Origin of the sequence: Sphaerimonospora thailandensis (assembly GCF_016863115.1) — a bacterium.
In the GTDB taxonomy this organism is placed as follows: Bacteria; Actinomycetota; Actinomycetes; order Streptosporangiales; family Streptosporangiaceae; genus Sphaerimonospora; species Sphaerimonospora cavernae.
The window spans coordinates 23827-43460 of sequence record NZ_BOOG01000014.1; the positions used below are offsets into that span (position 1 = coordinate 23827).

Below are 19634 nucleotides of genomic sequence, written 5' to 3' on the forward strand. Positions count from 1 at the left end.
ATGGATCATGACGCCCAACGGAGCCCGGATCCTCGTCGAGGCACTCCGGCTGCACGGCGTGGACATCGTCTTCGGCATCCCGGGCACGCACAACCTCGCGATCTACCGTGAGCTCGGCCGAGCGGATATCCGGTGCGTCACCCCGCGCCATGAGCAGGGCGCGGGGTACGCGGCCGACGGGTACGCCAGGGTGACCGGCCGGCCGGGGGTGGTGCTCACCACGACGGGTCCCGGGCTGGTCAACGCCTACACCGCCATGGCGCAGGCCTACTCCGACTCCTCGCCGGTCCTGGTCGTCTCGCCGGGCGTTCCCGGCGACCACCCCCGTCACGGCCGCGGCTACCTGCATGAGAGCAAGGACCAGTCGGCCGCGGCCGACGCGCTGTGCGAGTGGAGCCACCGGGTGAGCTCGGTCCGGGAGATCCCGGCGGCCGTGGCACGCGCGTTCGGCCGTTTCGCCGAAGGACGTCCCCGGCCGGTCCACATAGAGATCCCGGTGGACCTGCTCGAGGCCGAGGACGACGTCAGGATCGCCCCGCCGTACCGGATCATGCCCCGCGTCCCCGATCCGGGCGTGCTGGACGAGGCGGCGCGGCTGCTGGGCGACGCGCGGCGCCCCGGGCTCGTGCTCGGCGGCGGCGTCCAGCGGCCGGGTGACGACGAGTCGCCCGTGGGCCGTACGGCCATGCGTCTGGCCGAGCGGGTGGGCGCCGCCGTGGTGACGACGGTCAACGGCAAGGGATCGGTGCCGGAGAGCCACGACCTGGTGCTGGGGGCCACGCTGCACCTGGAAGCCGTACGGCACTGGCTCGCCGGGTGCGACGTCGTGCTGGCCGTCGGCACCGAGTTGGGCCCGGCCGATCTCTGGGACGACGAGTTCGCCCTGACCGGAAGCCTGATCCGGGTGGACGTGGACCCCGGTCAGATGTATGGCGATCATGTCGCGGACGTCGCGATCGTGGCGGACGCCGCACTCGCCCTGGAAGGTCTGAGCGAACGGCTCGACGGAGCGGAACGGCAGCCCGTTCCGCCGCCTGGCGCGGCAGCCGTACCCCGGCCTCGCCACGACCGGGAGCTGGGCGAGCTGACCCGCCGGTGGACGGGACACCTGGCGGCGCTGCGCCGGGCCCTGCCGCCGGAGGCGATCCTCGTCGGCGACAACTCGATGATCGTCTATCACGGGGCGCTGCTCGCCGTCCCCGTGGACCCGCCGGGCCGGTTCCTGTTCCCGACCGGGTTCGGCACGCTGGGATTCGCGCTGCCGGCCGCGATCGGCGCCAAGCTGGGCAGGCCGGACCGGCCGATCGTGGTCCTGGCCGGGGACGGCGCATTCCAGTTCAGTGTGCAGGAGCTGGCCACCGCCGTGGAGCTGGGGCTCAACCTGCCCATCGTGGTGTCGGTCAACGGCGGCTTCGGGGAGATCAGGGAGGAGATGGCCAGGCAGGGCACGACCCCCGTGGCCGTCGACCTGCACGGGCCGGACCTCCCGGCGCTCGCGCGGGCCTATGGGGCGCTGGGGCGGGCCGTCAGGACGCCGGACGAGCTCGAGGACGCCGTGGCCGAGGCGCTCGGGGCTCCGCTCCCGACGGTGATCGCCCTGCCTGAGGACGGGTGAGGCCCAGGCGGCCGCTTACTCGGCGGCGGCCGGTCCGGTGGGCGCCACCGGCAGCCGCAGGACGAAGCGGGCGCCGACCTCGCTGTCCTCGATGGTCAGGGCGCCGTTGTGAGACTGGGCGACCTGGCGGGCGATCGACAGGCCGAGACCGCTGCCGCCGGCATCCTTCTTGCGCGCCTGCTCCAGCCGGGTGAAGCGCTGGAACACCACCTCCCGATATTCCGGGGGAATGCCGGACCCGTCGTCCTGCACCTCCAGGACCGCGTCCGGATCCTCGAGGCGGACGGCGACCCGCAGCATGGACGCGGCGTGGCGCTCGCCGTTGTCGAGCAGGTTGCCCAGCAGCCGGGCCAGACTCAGCCGGTCCCCGATCACGATCACCCCGGACGCCAGCTCCCGTACCACGTCCACCTTGCGCGGGCGGCGGTCCAGCTCCCGCGCGGCGAGCTCGGCCAGGTCGATGCGCTCCAGCGTCGGCCGGGTCGCCCCGGCGTCCAGCCTGGCGAGATGGAGGAGGTCGGCGACCATGGCCTGCAGCCGGTCGAGGCTTTCCAACAGGGCCTCGCCGGTGGCGCGCCAGTCGGCGTCGTCGGGGTGCAGCATCGCCCCTTCGATCTCGGCGCGCATCGCCGTCAGCGGGCTGCGCAGGTCGTGGGACACGTCGGAGGCGAATCTCCGCTGCTGTTCGACCGCGAGCTCCGCCCGGGCGAGGGTCTGGTTGGCGGCCTCGGCCAGCCGCCGCAGCTCGTCCCGGAACTTCGACACCGGCACGCGTCGGCTCAGGTCGGTGGAGGAGATCATGGCGAGCCTCTCGGTGATGGCGCCGACGGGTGCGAGGGCTCTGCGCACGGTCTGGTACATGCCGAAGGCGGTGAGGGCCGTCAGCGCCGACGTGATGCAGACGAGCGTGGTCAGCAGCCGGTTGTCGACGTGCCAGGGCACGTCGTAGTCGGCCGCGTAGACCGTCCACACGCCGTCCCGTCGCGGGATGCGGAATGCCGCGACGGTCACGCATCTGCCGGGGAAGGCGGGCGACCGGCACTCGGACCGCCGTGCCTGCGTGCCGGACCCGTTCGGCTGGAAGTCGGCCATCCTCGGCCGCCCGGCGATGCCCGCCGTCGTCGACGCGATCCGGCCTCTGGGGTCGATCACCTGCACGCCCGCCACCGCCTCGTCCAGCATCACCGGCGGCAGCCGCTCGTGCGCGGCCGCGTACCCCAGCCGCTCGGCCGTGTCCACGATCGCCTGGGTCGTGTACGTCTGTGCCGTTATGCGTACGGTGAACAGCACGGCCACCGACGCGGCGACGCACATCAGTCCCATCACCACGCTCGCGATGACCGTCAGGCGAGTCCTGACGGACCGGCCCTGCCACAATCTCACCCGATCCCCCCGGTGACCAGATGATCACATTAGGTCAACCTGTCGCCAATCCAGGGAGATCCCGTTTTAAAACTGGACAAACCTCCGGACGAGCTCCGAGACCAGCCGGGCCCTGGCCGGCATCTCCGCCACGATCACGTGCTCCCCGGCCGCGTGCGCGCCTCCGCCGACCGCGCCCAAACCGTCCAGCGTCGGGCAGCCGGCCCCCGCGGTGAAGCAGCCGTCGGAGCCGCCGCCCACCGTCGCCCCGCGCAGCGGCCCGATGCCGAGTTCCTCGGCGATCCGGACGGCCGCTTTGAACAGGTCGGCCGAGGACGCCGGGTCGAGGGGCGGACGGCCCGGACCCCCACGCAGCTCCAGGCGAGTGCCCGGGACGCGGGGGACCAGCTCGCGCATCAGCTCGTCGACGCGCGCCTGGGCGGCCGCGTCCGGCACCCGTACGTCGATCGCGACCCGGCCCAGCGCAGGCACCGTGTTCGTGCTGGTCCCGGCCGACAGCATGGTCGGCGTCACCGACACCATGCCCGCCTCGGAGGACGACCGGATCCGCGCCGCGATATCGGCGATCGCGATGATCTGGTGGGCCAGCTCGACGCCGGCGTTGGCGCCCAGTTCGGGTTCGAGGCCCGCGTGGGCGGCCCTGCCGTACACGGCGAGCTCGTAGCGTGAGATGCCCTTGCGCGCGGTCTTGAGCGCGCCGCCGTCGGCGCTGGCCTCCAGCACGAACGTCGCCGCGCAGCCCGCCGCGATCTCCTCGGTGAGCGGCCGGGACGTCGGCGAGCCGAGCTCCTCGTCGCCCACGACCAGCACGCTCAACCCGTCGCGGGACGGCAGCGCGGCGGCCGCGTGGAAGAGCTGCACGAGCCCGGCCTTCATGTCGAAAACGCCGGGCCCCCGCGCCACTCCGTCGCGCAGCGACCACGGGTGGTCGCGGAGCGAGCCGATCGGCCAGACGGTGTCGTGATGGCCGAGCAGCAGCACCCGCGGCCTGCCGAACGTCCAGCGCAGATGCGGCACGCCCCCGATCACGATCGTCTCCGGCTCGGCCCCCAGCAGCCGGCGCCCCTGCTCGGCCACCACCCGGGCGCTGCGGGCGAGTGCGGCATGGTCGGAGGAGTACGACTCGCAGAGCACCAGCTCCTCGAGGTCGGCCAGCATCGCGTCCAGGTTCACCCTATGGGCCCGTCCTTGTCCGGAGAGGTGTCGTCACAGGGACGGTACCCGGCTCCACGCTCCGGGACGCGCCGCGCGATAGTGTGCGCGGGTGGCAATGATCTCCTGCACTCTCGCCGAGGTCGTCGCGGAGATGGAGGCGATGTACGACCCCGCCTGGGCCGAGCCCTGGGACGCGGTCGGGCTCGTCTGCGGCGACCCGGACCAGCCCGTACGGAAGGTCCTGTTCGCGGTGGACCCGGTGGCGGCAGTGGTCGACGAGGCGCTCGACTGGGGAGCCGACCTGGTCGTCACGCACCATCCGCTGTACCTGCGCGGCACCACGAGCGTCGCCGGCACCACCTTCAAGGGCCGGGTCGTCCACCGCCTGATCCGCGGCGGCGTCGCCCTCCACACGGCGCACACCAACGCCGACGTCGCCGACCCAGGCGTGTCCGACGCGCTCGCCCGCGCGGTCGGCCTCACATCCGAGCTGCGCCCCCTCCAGCCGTCCGCCGACGATCCCCGGCGGGGACTCGGCCGCGTCGGCACGCTCCCGGCGCCCGTTCCGCTGCGCGAGTTCGCCGTACGGGCCGCCGCCGGGCTGCCCCGTACGGCGGGGCCGCCGCGCGTGGCGGGAGACCTGGAGCGGATGGTGCGGACGGTGGCGGTCTGCGGCGGATCGGGAGACTCCCTGCTGGGCACGGCCCGGGCCGCCGGGGCCGACGTCTTCCTCACCGCAGACCTGCGGCACCACCCGGCCAGTGAGCACATGGAGGCCGCCGACGGTCCGGCCCTGATCGACGCCGCCCACTGGGCCACCGAATGGCCATGGCTCGCCGACGCCGCCCGGCGGCTGACGTCGGCAATGGAGAACAAGGGCATTACTGTTGAGGCGCGTGTCTCCGACACCGTCACGGACGCGTGGACGGCGACGACCACCGACTTGGACCCCCGAGCATTTGAGGGATGGGGATGAAGGCCGCACCGGAAGCACAGAAGCGTCTGCTCGACCTGGCGGAGATCGACGCGGGTCTCGACCGGCTCAGGCACCGCCGCCGGTCCCTGCCCGAACTCGCCGAGATCGACGACCTGTCCAAGCAGCTCGCCGCGCTCGCGACCCGGGTCATCGCCGCCGAGACCGACGCCGGTGACCTCGCCCGCGACCAAGCGAAGGCCGAGTCGGACGTGGACACCGTACGGACCCGGGCCGAGCGCGACCAGAAACGCCTCGACTCCGGGCAGATCTCCTCGCCCAAGGACCTGGCGAGCCTGCAGTCGGAGATCGCGTCACTGCGCCGACGTCAGGGCGACCTGGAAGAGGTGGTGCTGGAGATCATGGAACGCCGGGAGGCGGCCGAGGCCCAGGTCGCCACGTTCAAGTCGGAGCGGGACAAGGTGACCGCCGAGCTGCGCGCGGCCGAGGACCGGCGCGACGCCGCCCTGGCGGAGATCGACAAGGATGCCGCCGAGCTGCGGGATAGGCGGCCGCCGATCGCGGCCGACATCCCCGCCGACGTGCTCGCGCTGTACGAGAAGCTGCGCGAGCAGTCGGGCATCGGGGCCGCGATGCTGCACGGCGGCCGGTGCCTCGGCTGCCGTACCAGCCTGTCGATCGCCGACCTGAGCCGCATCCGGGCCGCCGCCCGCGACGAGGTGGTCCGCTGCGAGGAGTGCCGCAGGATCCTGGTCCGCACGGCCGAGTCCGGCCTGTGACGGCCATGACCTGTGTGAGATTCGTCGTCGAGGCCGACGGCGGATCCCGGGGCAACCCGGGACCCGCCGGATTCGGCGCGGTGGTCAGGGACTCGGCGGGACGGGTGCTCGCGGAGGTCGCCGAGTCGATCGGGACCGCGACCAACAACGTGGCCGAGTACCGCGGCCTGATCGCCGGCCTGCGAGCCCTGCACGATCTCGGCGCCGAGGGCGAGCAGGTCGAGGTACGGATGGACTCCAAGCTGGTCATCGAGCAGATGGCCGGCCGCTGGAAGGTCAAGCACGAGGGCCTGCGGCCGCTCGCCGCCGAGGCGGCCGCCCTGGCCGGGAGCTTCCGGGTGACGTGGCGGTGGATCCCGCGCGAGCAGAACAGCCACGCCGACCGGCTGGCCAACGAGGCCATGGACGCGGCGGCCCGGGGCGAGACCTGGCAGGCGAAGACCGTCTCCTCCGAGCCCGCGCCCGGCGGCCCGGAGGTCCTGAGCCCCTCGGCCGAACCCCCGAACGTGGACGCCGGCCCGGCCCCCGTGAAGGACCTCCGGCGGGGGCCCGGCTGGATGCCGTCTCCGGCCCGGACGCCCACCTCACTGCTGCTGCTGCGACACGGTCAGACGCCGCTGTCGATCGACAAGCGGTTCTCCGGACTCGGCGACCCCCTGCTCACCCCGGCCGGCATGGCCCAGGCGGAGGCCGCGGCCGCGCGGCTGTCGCGTGAGCCGTACGAGATCGACGTGATCGTGAGTTCGCCGCTGAAGCGTGCCAGGCAGACGGCTGAGGCGGTCGCCGTACGGACCGGTCTGACGGTGGAGGTGGACGAGGACCTGCGCGAGACCGACTTCGGCGTGTGGGAGGGGCACACGTTCGCAGAGGTCCAGCAGCGGTGGCCCGACCAGCTCGCGGCGTGGCTGGCCGACCCGGACGTGGCCCCGCCGGACGGGGAGAGTTTCGCGGCCGCCGCCCGCCGGGTGGATCGGGCGAGGGAGCGGATCGTCAAGGCGTACGAGAGCCGACACGTCCTCGTGGTCTCCCACGTGACACCGATCAAACTGCTCGTCCGTTTCGCGCTGAACGCCCCGCCGGAGGCGCTGTACCGGATGCATCTCGACCTGGCCTGCCTGTCGGCGATCGACTACTACGCCGACGGCCCGGCCGTCGTACGAACCCTGAACGACACCGCCCATCTGCATTAGCTCGGCGGGAATGCATGGGGGAGCCGCTAGGGTTATGGATACGGCAGACGAGTCGGCCGGGCGGCCGCGTCAGGATCTTCGGATCCTGCCGAGGAAGGTCCGGGCTCCACAGGGCAGGGTGGTCGGTAACGCCGACCCGGGGCGACCCGCGGGAAAGTGCCACAGAAAGCAGACCGCCCCCTGTTCGCAGGGGGTAAGGGTGAAAGGGTGGTGTAAGAGACCACCAGCGCCCACGGTGACGTGGGTGGCTCGGTAAACCCCACCCGGAGCAAGGTCAAGAAGGGGCGTTCTCCGGAACGCCCCGCGCGCGACGTTCGAGGGCGGCCCGCCCGAGCCGCGCGGGTAGACCGCACGAGGCCGTCGGCAACGACGGCCCTAGATGGATGGCCGCCGGTCAGCGACAGCTGATCACAGAACCCGGCCTACAGGCCGACTCGTCCGCCCTCATCCCGGTTGAGCTGGGCCGACTTCCGGCTCACTCCTGATCGGGGCACATCGGGGGCACATTGAGTGCGAAACGGAACGCGGCATCCAGCGCCGTACGAGCCCGTTCGGAGGCCTCCGGCACGAGGTGCCCGTAGAGATCGACGGTCGTCGTGATGTACTTATGGCCGTCAGCGGGGCGGTACGGCAGTGCCGGACGGCAAACGACGTGCGGCGCTATCGCGGGGCGACGCCTGGGAAATGCGGCCTGGGCTGCGCGAAGAGTCGTCAGTGGGCAGTGTCGCCAGGTCTTGATCAGTCGTTGGTCAGTGCCGCTCGCCAGTCGTTGAACCGGGATCGGAGCCGACGGACCTCGGGCTCGGTCAGGCCGTAGGCGACGAATTCGCCATCCGGGTATAGCTCCAGAGCTGAGAGCATCTCAGCGAAGACGGTTCTGTCGAAGCCGAGGTCGCGGGATGCGGCGAGGTCGAGCAGTTGTTCGCGGGTGAACCTGCCGGTGGTCAGGAGGGCGTCGATGTCTATGAAGTCGCGGACCTCGGCTCGGGTGAACAGGGCTTCGACCTTGCCTCCCGCGACGTCGTCGAGGTGGACAACCGGACCGATCTCCATCGTGACCGGTGGGTGTGAGCGGAGGTCGGCGGCCAGTTCCACCTTGCTTGTCCGGCCTGTGGCGGGATCGGAGACGCTGAGCCGTACGAACTGAGGACTGTCCACGTCAACTTTGATCATCAGGCCGTATTCAATGTAGGCGTTGGAGATCTTCGCGACTCCTTCGGTGAAGTCGTCGCGAACACTGGAGGTGAACAGGTCGATGTCCTCGCTGGGCCGCTGGAGCACGCCGTGAGCTTGCACGGCGTAGCCGCCCGCCAGGGCGAAACCGTGATCGCTGGCTGCCGTCAGGGCGATGCGGGCCAGACGACGATGGAAGTCGTCCATCAGGCGGCTTGACGCTGAAGCTCGGGGAATCGGTTGTGCCACAGGGCGCGGACGCGTGGGGGCAGGACCAGTTCGGGCCAGAGCTTGCGCAAGAGCGATGCGTTGAGGAAGCGTCGCAGGTCGTCAGGTGTGGCGCTTTCCCGGATTACCCGCATGTACAGCAGTCGCGCGTCGGCGATCTGGTCCAGGTGGTAGCTGCGCTCCGGCCCCCAGTCGAGATGCTTGGGCAGCATGATGACGCCCCTGACTGGTCCGGTGAGCTCTTCCAGAGTCGCGGGAACGACGTAAGGGCGGAGCGCGCCATATCCCCTGGCATCCATGCCTCCAGTGTGACCGATCCAGCGCTGATCGTCAGGTCGATCTCTCTAACGCGGTTGCTGACTGCAGCCTTGGACAGCCATCGAATCCCGCGGTATCCGCATCACCGACGCACTCCGCAACGATGGCCCGTTCGTCCGAGTCCACGACGGAACGCACCTGCTGTAGCCGTCTCAAAGATCACCACCGGCTGACCTGTTACGGATTTCCCTACGGGTTCAAGCCGCCGCCCGATGGGCGGCGGCGGCGCGGCGCGTTCGGACGCGGCCGGGCATGCGGCCTCTTCGGGCCGGTCCCGACCGCGCCGCCGCCAGCCGCGCCCAACGGGCAGACGCATGACAACTGCGGAAAGCTCGACCACCAGGACGACGACCGCGACACCGGCCACCGCGACCAGAAGGACGCGCCGCAGCGGGCCGAGGTCTTCTTTTGCCTCCGGCGGGGATCTCCGGCCCCGAGGTGATCGCGGAAAGTCGAGGTTCGTGGGTGGCTGGGGGAGCCCTGATCGCCTCGCACGCCATCGACCCAGGCGAGCCCAGCAGACCGGCTCCTACGGCTCAAGCCCGGCCGTGCAGGTTGGCATCCAATGACCGAGGAACGACGACCGGTTGACGTACACGCGAGGCCGGGCTTGCTCCTCCGTCGTCGGCCCGCTGCCGCTCCGCGGTGGGTCGACGGCGTACGAGGTGATCAGTGCAGGGAGAGCACGTGCGGAGAGGGCAACTGGCAAGCGTGAAGAGATCGACGGGAGCATCTACACGTGATCGACGGCTTACCTGCAGGCGTCCGGCTCGGCACGGTCGCGGCTGCCCGAAGGGGGACGATGGAAGAAAAGGTGGATCTTGCCAGAAGTTACCTATCGAGTCAAGATCTTGAAAAAGATTATCGCATCAGACAGGATTTAGAACGCAATTGACCGATTAGGGCCACGGGCGGGACTTTGCCCAAGACCATCGCCCGTGACCCGACTTCAGCAAGGAGAATTTTACTCCAATGCGTCACAAGCTGGCTACAGTCATCGCGGCCTGTTCGCTGACCGCGCTTGGCTTCGCTGCGACCCCGGCCTCTGCGGCCTCGCTTTCGGACACTGCCCCGATCTCGAACGAGCCGGGTAGCAGCGCACCGAGCGACATCACTCCTCTCGGAGGGAACGGGAGGTGCTACACCAACTGGACGACCAGCACCCAGGCCAACGTCTGGTGCGATGGGACCGGACCAGAGCGGTACGGAGCAAGCATCGTCTGCGCGAAGGGGTCGAAGACAAAGCAGATCGACTATAGTAACGGTCCGTGGTTCGGAGATCGTCGAGGCATTACGATGACCTGTCCGTCGGGCTGGACGCGTGCGACGCAGTGGGGCTGGCCCGCTTGACCTAACCGTGAACACGTCAAGGCCTGACTAGGGCTTTGGAACGTTCTCGCTATTGGCGGGAAACCAGAAGCGCCCTCGGGCGCCGGCTTGTCATCGCGGCAGGACGGACCGAGGGCGCTTTCTCCTCGCTGGTGAATACCGGCCAGACACCGGGAAGCGCGCATGCTCCGTCTTGTTCCTCAGCGGCGATTTCCTGCCGGTTTCCGTCATGGATATGCGGTGGGAGCACTCGGTGCACTGGCATTTCTGGCATATTCGCTACTCGGGCTGGTCAAGTTCGCGACGTTACGGACTGGCATCTACGACCTGGTCATCTTCGATCAAGGCATCCGAGGATATGCGAACTTCGAGCTACCGATGTCGTACGCGAAGGGAAACTGGCAGGAACTCGGATCGGCGTTCTCTCTGCTGGGGGATCACTTCTCGCCGATCCTCGTGTTACTGGCCCCGCTGTACTGGATCCATGACGGCCCCGAGACGCTCATCGTGGTCCAGGCCGCTCTTTTCGCCCTTGCGGTGCTGCCGCTGTGGGTCTACGTGCGACGGCAGCTCGGCGCCGAGGCCGCATATCTGCTTGGCACCGCCTACGCCCTGTCTTGGCCGGTCGCTGAGGCGGTGAACTTTCATTTCCATGAGTATGCGTTCGTCCCGTTGCTCACGGGGATCCTGTTCGAACGGTTGCAGGCGGGACATCGAGGCCATGCCCTGGCGGCGGCCGCAGCCTTGCTCTTGGTCAAGGAGGACTTGGGGATCTTTGTGGCTGGTCTGGGGGTCGGTCTTCTATTCATCAGCCGATGGCGCCGTATCGGGACCCTGATGGTCGTCGGGGGAGCGGGCTTCCTGCTGCTGGCCAGTCATGTGATCATCCCTGCGTCCGGCGGTGATCCCGATCGTTACTGGTACTTCAACGGATGGGGCCGGACCCCGGGTGAGGCGATCGAGCGCATCGTGACGCGGCCGCAAGAGGTGCTGAGCGTTCTCGCCACGCCTGACACGAAAGTGTGGACGATCCTGCTGCTCTTCGCTCCGTTGCTCTTCCTCCCACTGCTCTCGCCGTATGCGCTGGCGCCCGTGGCCTTGCTGGCCGAACGCATGCTCGCCACCGACCCCGGTGCGGCCGGCTGGTGGGGAACGCGTTACCACTACAACGCCGCGATCATCATGGCTCTCTTCTGCGCCGCTGTGGATGGTGCGACACGGCTTCGCCGGATGATTAAAGGTCGGCGAGTGCGGCAGTTCACCCGCTCCTGGGCGGCCGTCACGGCGATCGTGACATTGGGGATCATGCCGTTCTTCGCGCTGGGTGACTTGCTCAAGCCGAGTTGGTACCAAGCGGGTCCCCGGTTCGCCATGGCCACGGAAGCTATGCGCCGGGTGCCGGACGGCGTCCTCGTGGAGGCGGCCAATGCTCTCGGTCCGAACATTTCGGCGCGGGCCAAGGTCGTGGCCTGGGCAGCGAAGACCGCCGAGCGCCCCGCCCGTGCACCGTGGATTCTGGCCGATCTCCGGGACAGACAACCGCACTTCGACTCGCTTCAGGACCAGGTTGCGGACGTGGAGCGGCTTCGGCGGCGCGGATACCGTGAAGTCTTCGCGCGAGATGGATATGTCGTCCTATGCGATCCATCCTCGGTGTACCAACTGGCACAGGACAAGCTGTGCCCAAAATGAGTCCTGGGCCTCACCACGGAAACGCGTTGAAAGCCCAACGCCGTTCATGGTCTGGGTAGCAGCCGCAGGCCAGCCATACGGGCGGATTAGACGGGATCGATCTTGTTAACGTCATCACCGATCAGACCACAGCCGAAGCCATTCAGCTCGCTATCGAGTACGACCCGCAGTCGCCCTTCGACGCCGGATCCCCAGCCAAGGCGTCGCAGGATGCCAAGGACCTTCTTGCACGCGGGTTCGGTTAAGGCCGATAGATGTTGTGATATCCGATGGCCAGCCAGGTGACTATCGGTTGGCCGGCTTCGTCGTCCTCCACGATGAAGGTGAACAGCGCTCGCCCGTCAGGAGAAGCGAAACTCCAGGTCAGTGAATAGACCTCGTCGACTCTGTGGATCCGCAGCCGCCGCGGCCAGGGGACCCTCCCGGTATGCGCGCCCTGTTCCAGCGCGGGGAGGAAATGGTCGAAGACCACCTGCTGGAACATCTTGCGGTGCTCGGCCGGCAGTTTGCGGTAGTCGTTGTCGAACTGGGCGGTGCGGCGATATTTCACCCCTCGGTCTCCAGATCGGCGAACATCTCGTCCATCGAGCCGAAGGTTTTGGTGCGCCCCTCGGTGATGTCGTCCTTCGCTCGCGCGAGCTTCTCCTGCCACTGTGGGGTGTAGAACCAGGCATCCTCTTCCGGGATGATCCGGGCGAGACGCCGTCCGTCCCTGGTCAGGATCGTGTGCACGTGGCCGTAGACCGCCTGGTTGACAAGTTCGGCGAGGTCCTTGCGGGCCTGGGTGGTGCTGATTTCCTGGACCGTGTAAGGCGGCGGTGGGAACTCGGGTGCGGGCTCACTCATGTACGTAGTGTACGTCCTGTACATCCGGGGAGAGAAGGGCTCGCGAAACGCTGTGCTCCCGGCGGCCTGCGAACCACCAGGCATGAGGGACGTCTGGTCTGCCTGACGTACGGACAAGGACATGGCTTCAGCGCGCTGTTGCCGCCGCGGGACGGTGGGCAGCCATCCAGGCGGTCGCGAAGTCGACCAGCGCGCGCTGACCCATCAGACGCGCGGGCGCGTCACCGACCCGGCCGATCACTGCCGCGCCCGTGGCCTCGAAGTCGGCCCCGAGCTGATCGAAGTCATCTTCGTCGGGGACCACGTCGACCCAGGTGGTCCACTGGCTCGCTCCGTCAGGCCGCAGGATCGCCGAGCCCGTGCGGGCGCGTGGCGGCGACACCTGCCGCCACTCGGCCAGGTGCAGCGACGTATTCGACGCGTGCCCACACCCCAGCAGCAGCACCCGTCCATCCAGCCGGTACACCGCGCCGAGCGGTGAACGCTCGCCGAGTGCGTCGTCGAGTTGGTGCCCGCCCACGATTTCCGAGGCATGCCGTCCGACCGTGGCGAAGGAGACCTGCGGGTGACCGCTGCGCAGGGCGCCAGGCCATGTGCGGGCCGTCTCGGCGATGACGCCCATCCATCGACTCGGGGTGCGTAACGGGTCGAAGCCGGGCGTCCCCTCACGTATCACCGGCCACCATGCCTCGGGGACGGGTGGATGCCGCCAGTCGGCGGGATCGGTGTTCTCGGGCGTGTGGGTCGGAACGACGAGAGTGCCCCCGGGACCGAGCACATCCAGCAACGCCTGCACGACACCCTGGGCGCCGCCGGCGACGAAGCCGAGGCTTCTCATCGATGAGTGCAGCAGCACGACGTCGCCCGCCGTCAAACCGAGCGCATGCAGGTCCGCCGAAAGAGACCGAACCGTGTGAGGGAGAGACCGATCCACTCGGCGGAGTCTACCCAGCGAGACGGCATCCGCCCGAGGCGCGGCTCGGACTCGAGGCTGCGTGGTGCGGCCGCAGGCCGGGGGCCAGGGCGAGGGCGTGGCGATCCGGACCGGCAGGTGCCGGTGCTCGGTCATTCATGAGCCGATGCGCTCCATTCCGCCAGGACGTGGGCCTCCTTGTCGGGGTCGATGCCGTGGCGCAGGTTCCGTACCCCGAAGCTGCGCCGCTCCTCCGGGATGTCCTTCAGCCACTCCCACGTGTCGCGTACGGTCTGCGACATCGGGCGGCAGGTCAGGCCGGCGGCCAGCGCCTTGGCGGAGGAGGTGGCCCAGACGTCATCGCTTGTCGACCACAGGGGAAGCTCGGTCCACTGCCCGACGCCGTGATCGATCAGGAACGCGTCGTCGATCCACACCAGTTCGGCGTCGGAGCCGGTGACCTCGACGCATTCGCGCAGCCAGCTTCCGTAGGTCTCCCTGCCCGGCACGCCGCCGGTCAGGAAGCGGCCTGTTGTGCTCTCGGCGACCTTGTCGAGGGTGAAGGCCGCGATGTCGCGGGCGTCGATGAGCTGGATCGGCCGCTCGGGGTCGCCGGGCGCGACCACCCTGCTTCCGGGGGCGGGCGCCCGGCCTCCGCGGGCGATGCGGGTGAGCCACCAGGGCAGGCGGCCGACGTTCTCGTGCGGCCCGAGGATCAGGCCAGGCTGGATGACCAGGACCGGACCGTCGAAATGCTCCTCGACCGCCCGCTCGCACCCTGCCTTCAGCACGCCGTAGTCGCCGTAGTCCGCGTCGGCGTCCGGCGGGCACTCGAATCGGGCGAAGCTCTCGTCGATCCCCGGCTTCTCACCGAAGTCGGCATAGGCGGAGATGCTGGAGATGAACGTGTAGTGCCCGACGTGTCCGGAAAGCCGCCGCACCGAGTCGAGGACGACCCGCGGGGTGAAGCCGCAGACGTCGATCACGGCGTCCCACCACTCGCCGTCCACCAGCCGGTCGAGGTCGGCGGAGACCTCACGGTCGCCGCGGACCGCCGCCACGCCCGGCAGGTCCTCCCCGCTCCGGCCGCGGTTGAACGTCGTGACCTCGTGCCCCCGGCGCAGCGCCTCCGCCGCGATCGCCCGGCCGAGGAAGACCCCACCACCGATGATCAGAAGTTTCATGGGGCCATCCTCGGCCGGATCGGGTGATCCGTCACCGCCGTTTCACCCTTGGCGGATCCTCGCTGAGCGAACGGGATCAGCGGTAATAGTCGGGGTAGTCGGTCTCCGGTTCGCTCCGGTGGCTGCCCCGGCGCGCGGTGGTCGGCTTCTGCGTGTCGCCGTACATCTCGTCGTAGGTGGGCCAGTTTCCGCCGGTGTTCTGCTCCTGCCAGGACGACGACGCGGCCTGCTCGGTGCCGTACCCGCCCTGCTGCTGCTCATAGCCGTAGTAGTTGCTCTGTCCGGAGGGGACGTCATACCCGGCCGACTCGTACGGCGAGGCCGTCGGCACCGCACCGGTAACGGTGTCGGACTCGTCTATCGTCGCCCAGCCCGCACTCACCTCGTACGACGAGGGCGTCGACGGCGGCACGGAGCCGTAGGCGACGCCGTCGCCGGGTGCGGCGGCGGTGGCCGAGTAACCGTCGTAGGCCGACGGGACCGGTGACGGCGGTGGTGTCTGAGTCTGGGGCATCTGGTACGTCTCCACCGCCGGCCAGGACGAGGAGGCGGGGCGCGGCGGCTCCGGCTCGTCGAGCACGTCGCGCATGCTCGGCCAGCCAGGTGACGTGGTGGAAGCCGGGTTGGAGCCGGCCTCGTGGTTCGCGGAGGTCGGAGGGGTCACGGGGTAGGACGGACCGGTGTCGGCAGGGGAGAACGGCCCGGTCGCGTTCCGGGACAGGTCGTAGGCGTCACCGTGGGGCGAGTCGTAGGCCGACGGTTCGTACGCCGACGGCCAGGTCGACGCCGAGCCGGTCCCGGCTGCGGGGGTGGCCGCGGTGGGGGGTGTGGCCTCGAACGGGCCGGTGCCGAGCGGGGTCTCATAGGAGCCGGCGCTGAACGCCCCGGTTGTCGGCATCGGAGTGGCGGGGCTCGTCATCGGAGCGGATGGTGCCTCGAAGGAGCCGCTGGCACTCGTACGGCCCGCCTCGGCGGCCGCGGCCGAACGCCGCCCGCCGGACCGCGTTGATCGGGACCCGGCGCGTGAGGACCGGCCGCGCGAGGGACTGGTCCCCAGCGCATCCGGTGTCGGCGTGGGCGCGGAGAACGTCACGGTCTTCTGCTCGGCCAGTGCCGAAGCGGACATGGAAGCGGAGGCGGTGGACGTGGAGGCCGCAGGAGTCTGCTTGGCCCTGCCCCTCGAGGTGCCGGCCGCGGTCTGGGAGGTCTCCACCAGGTCGGCGAGCCCGGCGGGGACCGGACGCTGCGGCAGCGGAACCTGCATGGTCGCCGCGTTGGGGTCGGCGGCCGCGCCGGTCGTCGCCTCGGCCTCGGCGGGCTGCTCGGCCGGCCGCGGGGTGGCTACCCGGGCGGCGATGCTGCCGCCGAAGCCGCCGTCGTCGGCGCGGACGCGGGACCAGTAGTCGTCGTCGTAGTCGTCGTGCTCGCCCCATTCGTCGACGCCGCGCTTGCCGCGCGCTCCGGCAGCGGCGGCCTGTTTGCCGCCACGCTCCGCGGCGCGCGCCTGCCGGCCACCGCCCTGGCGGGCGGATCCGGGGCGCGGCTGCTTGGCCGGTTCGGCGGGCTCCTCGAAGGCGTCGAAACCCTGGGGGAAGCTCTCGAAGAACGTCTCCTCCGCCGGCCGCCGAGGCTTGGGGCCCTTGTTCTCGGCCATCGCCTTGATGCGCTCGGCGGACAGAGCGCTCTCCCTGCGATTCATCGACCGCATGCCCAGCGCCACAACCATCAGCACCACGAGCACGACGGCGACAAGGCCCGAAATGACCCCTATCATCGCACCACCCTTAAGGCCATGGCCTTCCAGCGGCGCCGGTGAGATCGCGCGGCCATCGACGCGATCTGCCCCCTTTGATCACCTGCGCTCAGCAATCGGATCCGATTCTGCTCGACCACGATGACCGTTGTCACACCCTACGTGAAGATTCGTGTAGCACGACTACCTCCGGTGTTCAACGGATCACTCGATGGTGGCCGCCGTGAGGCGGCCGCGAGCGATCGTGTGATCGGCGATGTTCTCCAGGGTCTCCGAGAGGGGGGCGCCCTGTTGGAGATCGAGTTCTGAGTTGAGGGCGTAGACAGTGAAACGGTAGCTGCCATCGGCCTCGCATGGAGGCGTATAGCCCACTTTCCCGTTCGTCGTCTGGCCCTGCCTCGCGCCCCTGGGGACGTCGTTCTCGCCGAGTTCGGTGGTGTTCGGATCGATGTTGAACACCACCCAGTGCACCTCCGCGCCGGTGCGGGGGTTGCTGTCGTCCACCACCAGGGCGACCGACCTGGCCCCAGCCGTACCAGACCAGCGCAGCGGCGGGTTACCCTGCCCTCCCTTGCACGAGTAGTCGGGTGGCAGGGGGGCGCCGTCGCGGAACCGCGGGCTCGACACGCTGATCAGATCGAGGTTCCTGGGCGATCCGCCGCCCAGGATCCCGCAGCCTGACGCGAGCACGGCCGCCGCCGTTGTGGCGAGGGCGACTCGCGCGACCGCTGATTTTCTCGGCGACCCCATGCCCGATGATGCTACGCGGAATATACGGGTGCACCGACCGGATGCGCCACAATCGAGGCATGAGGGGGCGACGGCAGCCCGCGGACCGCGTCGGCGAGGTGGGTGACCGGGTCGATCTCCACCCATCGCCGCGGCCACTCCGGCATCGTCTTCGTCGGGACGAACGCGCTGAGCCCGGTCACCAGCCGCTGACGGATCACTGACGGGCCTTCCAATTAGGCTGGAAACGTGAGAGGTCAGCGAGGACCGCTGCGTGATCCGTCCGAACGGGTCTCGCGCCGAGCCATCGTGCTCTGGCTGATCGAGGCCCTGATCGGGTTCGTGCTCCTGGTCGGCGGGGCCGTCATGGTCGCCGGCTGGATCGGGCCGGACTGGAAGATCGTTCCCGGCTGGCTGTCGGGGAACGTCTGGATCCTGCCCGTCGCCGCCGGCGCCGTGATGCTGCCCTTCGTGATCATCGAACCGCTGTGGCGCTATGCCGTACATCGCTGGGAGTTGTCCGGAGACGTGGTTTACGCCCGGTCTGGATGGTTGAGTCGGGAATGGGTGTTCGTGCCCGTCAGCCGCATCCAGACGGTGGACAAGGCCCAGGGCTGGTTCGAGCGGGCGCTCGGTCTGGCCACTGTGGAGATCCGTACGGCTTCGCACGCCGGATCATCGACGATCAAGGGCCTCGACTACGAGGTCGCCGCCCGACTGGCAGAGGAACTCGCCCGCCGCGCCCAGGAACTCCGGGACGACGCCACATGACGCCCTCCGACCACTCCGATCCCAGTGACCCCGGCGACGCCGGCTTCGGTCCTGGCCTTGGTGGCGGCTTCGGGGCGGGTGCCGGGCCGTACGGCGCCCGGCGGCTCAGCCCCCGGGTCCTGCTGATCGATCCGATCCGCCTGCTGCCCTCGCTCTTCCTCCCCCTGGCGGGCGTGCTGCTGGTCGGCGGGTTCTCTCCGGCCTCGTTCGGCTGGGCGGCGCTGGCCGTCGTCGCGTCGGCGGTGTACGCGGTGGTGCGCTGGGCCACCTTCACCTACGACCTGACCGGGGACCGTCTGGAACTGACCCGAGCCTTCATCGGCCGAACGGCCAAGACCATCCCCCTCGAGCGCATCCGCGGGATCGACATCACCGAGCCGCCGCTGCATCGCCTGCTCGGCCTCGCCGTACTGAAGATCGACACGGGTGCCGGGGGCAACGACCAGGAGGGCACCCTCGACGCGGTGACGATGGAGCAGGCCCGCGCGCTCCGTACGGCGCTGCTCGCCCGGCGGCCCGCGACACCCGTGCCGGCGGAGGCCACCGGGCCTACCGACACCGGCCCTGAAGCGACTGAACCTGGCGTGACGGCCGGGGCCGGTCCGGAGCCCTCCGGTCCCGAGCGGGCCGGGCGGGTGCTCGCCAGGGTGCCGCGGCGGTGGCTCAGGTACGGCCCGCTGTCGGGGGCCTATCTGCTGACCCCGTTCGCGCTGGCGGCCGGTGCGGCCGGGCTCGTCTTCCAGTGGGGCGAGGAGCTGGGCCTGACCGAGCGATCGGCCAGGCAGGCCCTGGAGTGGGTGTGGGCGCATCCCCTTCTGCTGGTCGCCGTCGGCGCGCTGCTGCTGACGGCGATGCCGATCGTCGGCGCCGTGATGTACGCGATCTTCAACTGGGACTTCACGCTGCGAACCCGAGACGGTTACCTGGTGGCCGAGCGCGGCCTGCTCACCCGGCGTACGGTCTCGCTTGAGCGCCGCCGGATCCGGGGCTACGAGATGACCGAGGCGCTGTTCGAACGCTGGGCCGGGGTCGTACGGCTGTGGGCCGTGGTCACCGGGCTCGGTGACTCGGCGACCAGGGGGCAGTTGCTGCCCGTGACGCCGAAGGCTTTCGCCACCGGGGTCGCGAGCGAAGCCGTCGAGCCGTTCGTCACGCCGCTGCGGCCGCATCCGCCCCGGGCGCGTCAGCGCAGACTGGTGCGGGCCATCGTGCCATGGCTGGTGCTCGCGGCCGTGGCGTTCGCGCTGGGCTGGGCCGTGGCGGGGGTCGTCGCCCTCGGCCTGGCGGTGCTGGGAATCCCGCTCGGGCTCGATCGCTACCGGGGCCTCGGGCACGCCTACGACGGCGCCTGGCTGTCGGTCAGGTCCGGGTCGCTGCGGCGGGTGCAGGCCGTGGTCGAGCGCCGCGCCGTCGTCGGCTGGACCCTGCGGCAGACGGCGTTCCAGCGGCTGGCCGGTCTGATCACGGTGACGGCGGGTGTCGGCGCCGGCAGCGGCGGCTATCCGGCCATCGACACCGGGGAGACCCAGGGCGTCGAGTTCGCCGCCGAGGTCACCCCTGACTGGCTCCACCCCTTCCTTACGGATCCGCCGCCCCCGCCCGGCGACCCCTCACAGGGGCGATGAGGACACTCGATCCCACA

Annotated in this window: 20 protein-coding genes and 1 other RNA gene; 10 read left to right on the forward strand and 11 right to left on the reverse strand. The window is 69.9% G+C overall.

All coding sequences use genetic code 11. From position 1 onward, the window contains the following. Positions 1-7 precede the first annotated feature (7 nt). Positions 8-1615 carry a 5-guanidino-2-oxopentanoate decarboxylase gene (locus tag Mth01_RS08025; RefSeq protein ID WP_204013805.1) on the forward strand — a complete coding sequence of 536 codons (1608 nt, stop codon included), beginning with the start codon at positions 8-10 and terminating at the stop codon, positions 1613-1615. A 15-nt stretch (positions 1616-1630) separates the two neighbouring features. On the opposite strand, the gene Mth01_RS08030 is transcribed toward Mth01_RS08025, so the two are convergent. Both Mth01_RS08030 and Mth01_RS08035 read right to left on the reverse strand, forming a co-directional pair. Then, a complete protein-coding gene (locus Mth01_RS08030) occupies positions 1631-2998 on the reverse strand; it encodes a sensor histidine kinase (RefSeq protein ID WP_204013808.1) in 1368 nt (455 codons plus the stop codon). 66 nt (positions 2999-3064) lie between these two features. Continuing rightward, on the reverse strand, positions 3065-4171 hold the full coding sequence (locus Mth01_RS08035) for a M20/M25/M40 family metallo-hydrolase (RefSeq protein WP_204013811.1): 1107 nt from the start codon (positions 4169-4171) through the stop codon (positions 3065-3067). Between the two features lie 97 nt (positions 4172-4268). Between Mth01_RS08035 and Mth01_RS08040 the strand changes: the two genes are divergently transcribed. The 4 genes from Mth01_RS08040 (at position 4269) to rnpB (ending at position 7497) form a co-directional block, all read left to right on the forward strand. Beyond that, a complete protein-coding gene (locus tag Mth01_RS08040; RefSeq protein ID WP_204014078.1) occupies positions 4269-5129 on the forward strand; it encodes a Nif3-like dinuclear metal center hexameric protein in 861 nt (286 codons plus the stop codon). Further along, positions 5126-5866: a zinc ribbon domain-containing protein gene (locus Mth01_RS08045; RefSeq protein WP_204014080.1), complete on the forward strand. Its 741-nt coding sequence runs from the start codon at positions 5126-5128 to the stop codon at positions 5864-5866. The genes Mth01_RS08040 and Mth01_RS08045 overlap by 4 nt, the downstream gene beginning before the upstream one ends. Positions 5867-5871: 5 nt before the next feature. Beyond that, positions 5872-7056, forward strand: coding sequence for a bifunctional RNase H/acid phosphatase (locus tag Mth01_RS08050; protein ID WP_204013814.1), 1185 nt, complete (start codon positions 5872-5874; stop codon positions 7054-7056). A gap of 48 nt (positions 7057-7104) precedes the next feature. Then, an RNA gene (rnpB, locus tag Mth01_RS08055) (RNase P RNA component class A) lies at positions 7105-7497 on the forward strand. Positions 7498-7794: 297 nt separating this feature from the next. On the opposite strand, the gene Mth01_RS08060 is transcribed toward rnpB, so the two are convergent. Next, positions 7795-8436: a nucleotidyl transferase AbiEii/AbiGii toxin family protein gene (locus Mth01_RS08060; protein WP_204013817.1), complete on the reverse strand. Its 642-nt coding sequence runs from the start codon at positions 8434-8436 to the stop codon at positions 7795-7797. After that, a complete protein-coding gene (locus tag Mth01_RS08065; protein ID WP_204013820.1) occupies positions 8436-8756 on the reverse strand; it encodes a hypothetical protein in 321 nt (106 codons plus the stop codon). Before Mth01_RS08065 ends, Mth01_RS08060 begins: the two co-directional genes overlap by 1 nt. A 122-nt stretch (positions 8757-8878) precedes the next feature. On the opposite strand from Mth01_RS08065, the gene Mth01_RS08070 reads away from it, so the two are divergent. The 3 genes from Mth01_RS08070 (at position 8879) to Mth01_RS08080 (ending at position 11796) form a co-directional block, all read left to right on the forward strand. Beyond that, positions 8879-9217: a hypothetical protein gene (locus Mth01_RS08070; protein ID WP_204013823.1), complete on the forward strand. Its 339-nt coding sequence runs from the start codon at positions 8879-8881 to the stop codon at positions 9215-9217. A gap of 297 nt (positions 9218-9514) precedes the next feature. After that, on the forward strand, positions 9515-9670 hold the full coding sequence (locus tag Mth01_RS08075) for a hypothetical protein (RefSeq protein WP_204013826.1): 156 nt from the start codon (positions 9515-9517) through the stop codon (positions 9668-9670). A gap of 617 nt (positions 9671-10287) precedes the next feature. Then, positions 10288-11796, forward strand: coding sequence for a DUF2079 domain-containing protein (locus tag Mth01_RS08080; protein WP_204013829.1), 1509 nt, complete (start codon positions 10288-10290; stop codon positions 11794-11796). A gap of 241 nt (positions 11797-12037) precedes the next feature. On the opposite strand, the gene Mth01_RS08085 is transcribed toward Mth01_RS08080, so the two are convergent. The 7 genes from Mth01_RS08085 to Mth01_RS08115 all read right to left on the reverse strand — a co-directional run bounded on the left by Mth01_RS08085 (position 12038) and on the right by Mth01_RS08115 (position 17442). Then, on the reverse strand, positions 12038-12346 hold the full coding sequence (locus Mth01_RS08085) for a hypothetical protein (protein ID WP_204013832.1): 309 nt from the start codon (positions 12344-12346) through the stop codon (positions 12038-12040). Then, the gene (locus tag Mth01_RS08090; RefSeq protein WP_204013835.1) at positions 12343-12642 is read right to left on the reverse strand and encodes a type II toxin-antitoxin system Phd/YefM family antitoxin; all 300 of its coding nucleotides are present in this window, start codon (positions 12640-12642) and stop codon (positions 12343-12345) included. The genes Mth01_RS08085 and Mth01_RS08090 overlap by 4 nt, the downstream gene beginning before the upstream one ends. A 127-nt stretch (positions 12643-12769) precedes the next feature. Further along, positions 12770-13516, reverse strand: coding sequence for an aminoglycoside N(3)-acetyltransferase (locus Mth01_RS08095; RefSeq protein WP_239089472.1), 747 nt, complete (start codon positions 13514-13516; stop codon positions 12770-12772). A gap of 191 nt (positions 13517-13707) precedes the next feature. Next, entirely contained in the window at positions 13708-14739 is a 1032-nt protein-coding gene (locus Mth01_RS08100) for a Rossmann-fold NAD(P)-binding domain-containing protein (RefSeq protein ID WP_204013842.1), read from the reverse strand. Positions 14740-14815: 76 nt separating this feature from the next. Then, the gene (locus Mth01_RS08105) at positions 14816-16513 is read right to left on the reverse strand and encodes a hypothetical protein (protein WP_204013844.1); all 1698 of its coding nucleotides are present in this window, start codon (positions 16511-16513) and stop codon (positions 14816-14818) included. Between the two features lie 183 nt (positions 16514-16696). Next, a complete protein-coding gene (locus Mth01_RS08110) occupies positions 16697-17242 on the reverse strand; it encodes a YbhB/YbcL family Raf kinase inhibitor-like protein (protein WP_204013846.1) in 546 nt (181 codons plus the stop codon). 11 nt (positions 17243-17253) lie between these two features. Next, complete coding sequence (locus tag Mth01_RS08115; protein ID WP_204013848.1) at positions 17254-17442, reverse strand: ABC transporter permease; 189 nt, start codon at positions 17440-17442, stop codon at positions 17254-17256. A gap of 28 nt (positions 17443-17470) precedes the next feature. Between Mth01_RS08115 and Mth01_RS08120 the strand changes: the two genes are divergently transcribed. Beyond that, positions 17471-17992 (forward strand): PH domain-containing protein, encoded by a 522-nt coding sequence (locus Mth01_RS08120; RefSeq protein ID WP_239089473.1) that lies wholly within the window; start codon positions 17471-17473, stop codon positions 17990-17992. After that, complete coding sequence (locus Mth01_RS08125) at positions 17989-19617, forward strand: PH domain-containing protein (protein ID WP_204013850.1); 1629 nt, start codon at positions 17989-17991, stop codon at positions 19615-19617. The genes Mth01_RS08120 and Mth01_RS08125 overlap by 4 nt, the downstream gene beginning before the upstream one ends. Positions 19618-19634 lie beyond the last annotated feature (17 nt).

What these genes read in the sequence shown, in the direction of transcription:
- Mth01_RS08110 (WP_204013846.1), bottom strand. Translation starts at nt 17,242, where the DNA reads ATGGGGTCGCCGAGAAAATCAGCGGTCGCGCGAGTCGCCCTCGCCACA.
- Mth01_RS08080 (WP_204013829.1), top strand. Translation starts at nt 10,288, where the DNA reads ATGCTCCGTCTTGTTCCTCAGCGGCGATTTCCTGCCGGTTTCCGTCAT.
- Mth01_RS08125 (WP_204013850.1), top strand. Translation starts at nt 17,989, where the DNA reads ATGACGCCCTCCGACCACTCCGATCCCAGTGACCCCGGCGACGCCGGC.
- Mth01_RS08090 (WP_204013835.1), bottom strand. Translation starts at nt 12,642, where the DNA reads ATGAGTGAGCCCGCACCCGAGTTCCCACCGCCGCCTTACACGGTCCAG.
- Mth01_RS08050 (WP_204013814.1), top strand. Translation starts at nt 5,872, where the DNA reads ATGACCTGTGTGAGATTCGTCGTCGAGGCCGACGGCGGATCCCGGGGC.
- Mth01_RS08045 (WP_204014080.1), top strand. Translation starts at nt 5,126, where the DNA reads ATGAAGGCCGCACCGGAAGCACAGAAGCGTCTGCTCGACCTGGCGGAG.
- Mth01_RS08060 (WP_204013817.1), bottom strand. Translation starts at nt 8,436, where the DNA reads ATGGACGACTTCCATCGTCGTCTGGCCCGCATCGCCCTGACGGCAGCC.
- Mth01_RS08070 (WP_204013823.1), top strand. Translation starts at nt 8,879, where the DNA reads ATGGCCCGTTCGTCCGAGTCCACGACGGAACGCACCTGCTGTAGCCGT.
- Mth01_RS08100 (WP_204013842.1), bottom strand. Translation starts at nt 14,739, where the DNA reads ATGAAACTTCTGATCATCGGTGGTGGGGTCTTCCTCGGCCGGGCGATC.
- Mth01_RS08105 (WP_204013844.1), bottom strand. Translation starts at nt 16,513, where the DNA reads ATGATAGGGGTCATTTCGGGCCTTGTCGCCGTCGTGCTCGTGGTGCTG.
- Mth01_RS08040 (WP_204014078.1), top strand. Translation starts at nt 4,269, where the DNA reads ATGATCTCCTGCACTCTCGCCGAGGTCGTCGCGGAGATGGAGGCGATG.
- Mth01_RS08065 (WP_204013820.1), bottom strand. Translation starts at nt 8,756, where the DNA reads ATGGATGCCAGGGGATATGGCGCGCTCCGCCCTTACGTCGTTCCCGCG.
- Mth01_RS08025 (WP_204013805.1), top strand. Translation starts at nt 8, where the DNA reads ATGACGCCCAACGGAGCCCGGATCCTCGTCGAGGCACTCCGGCTGCAC.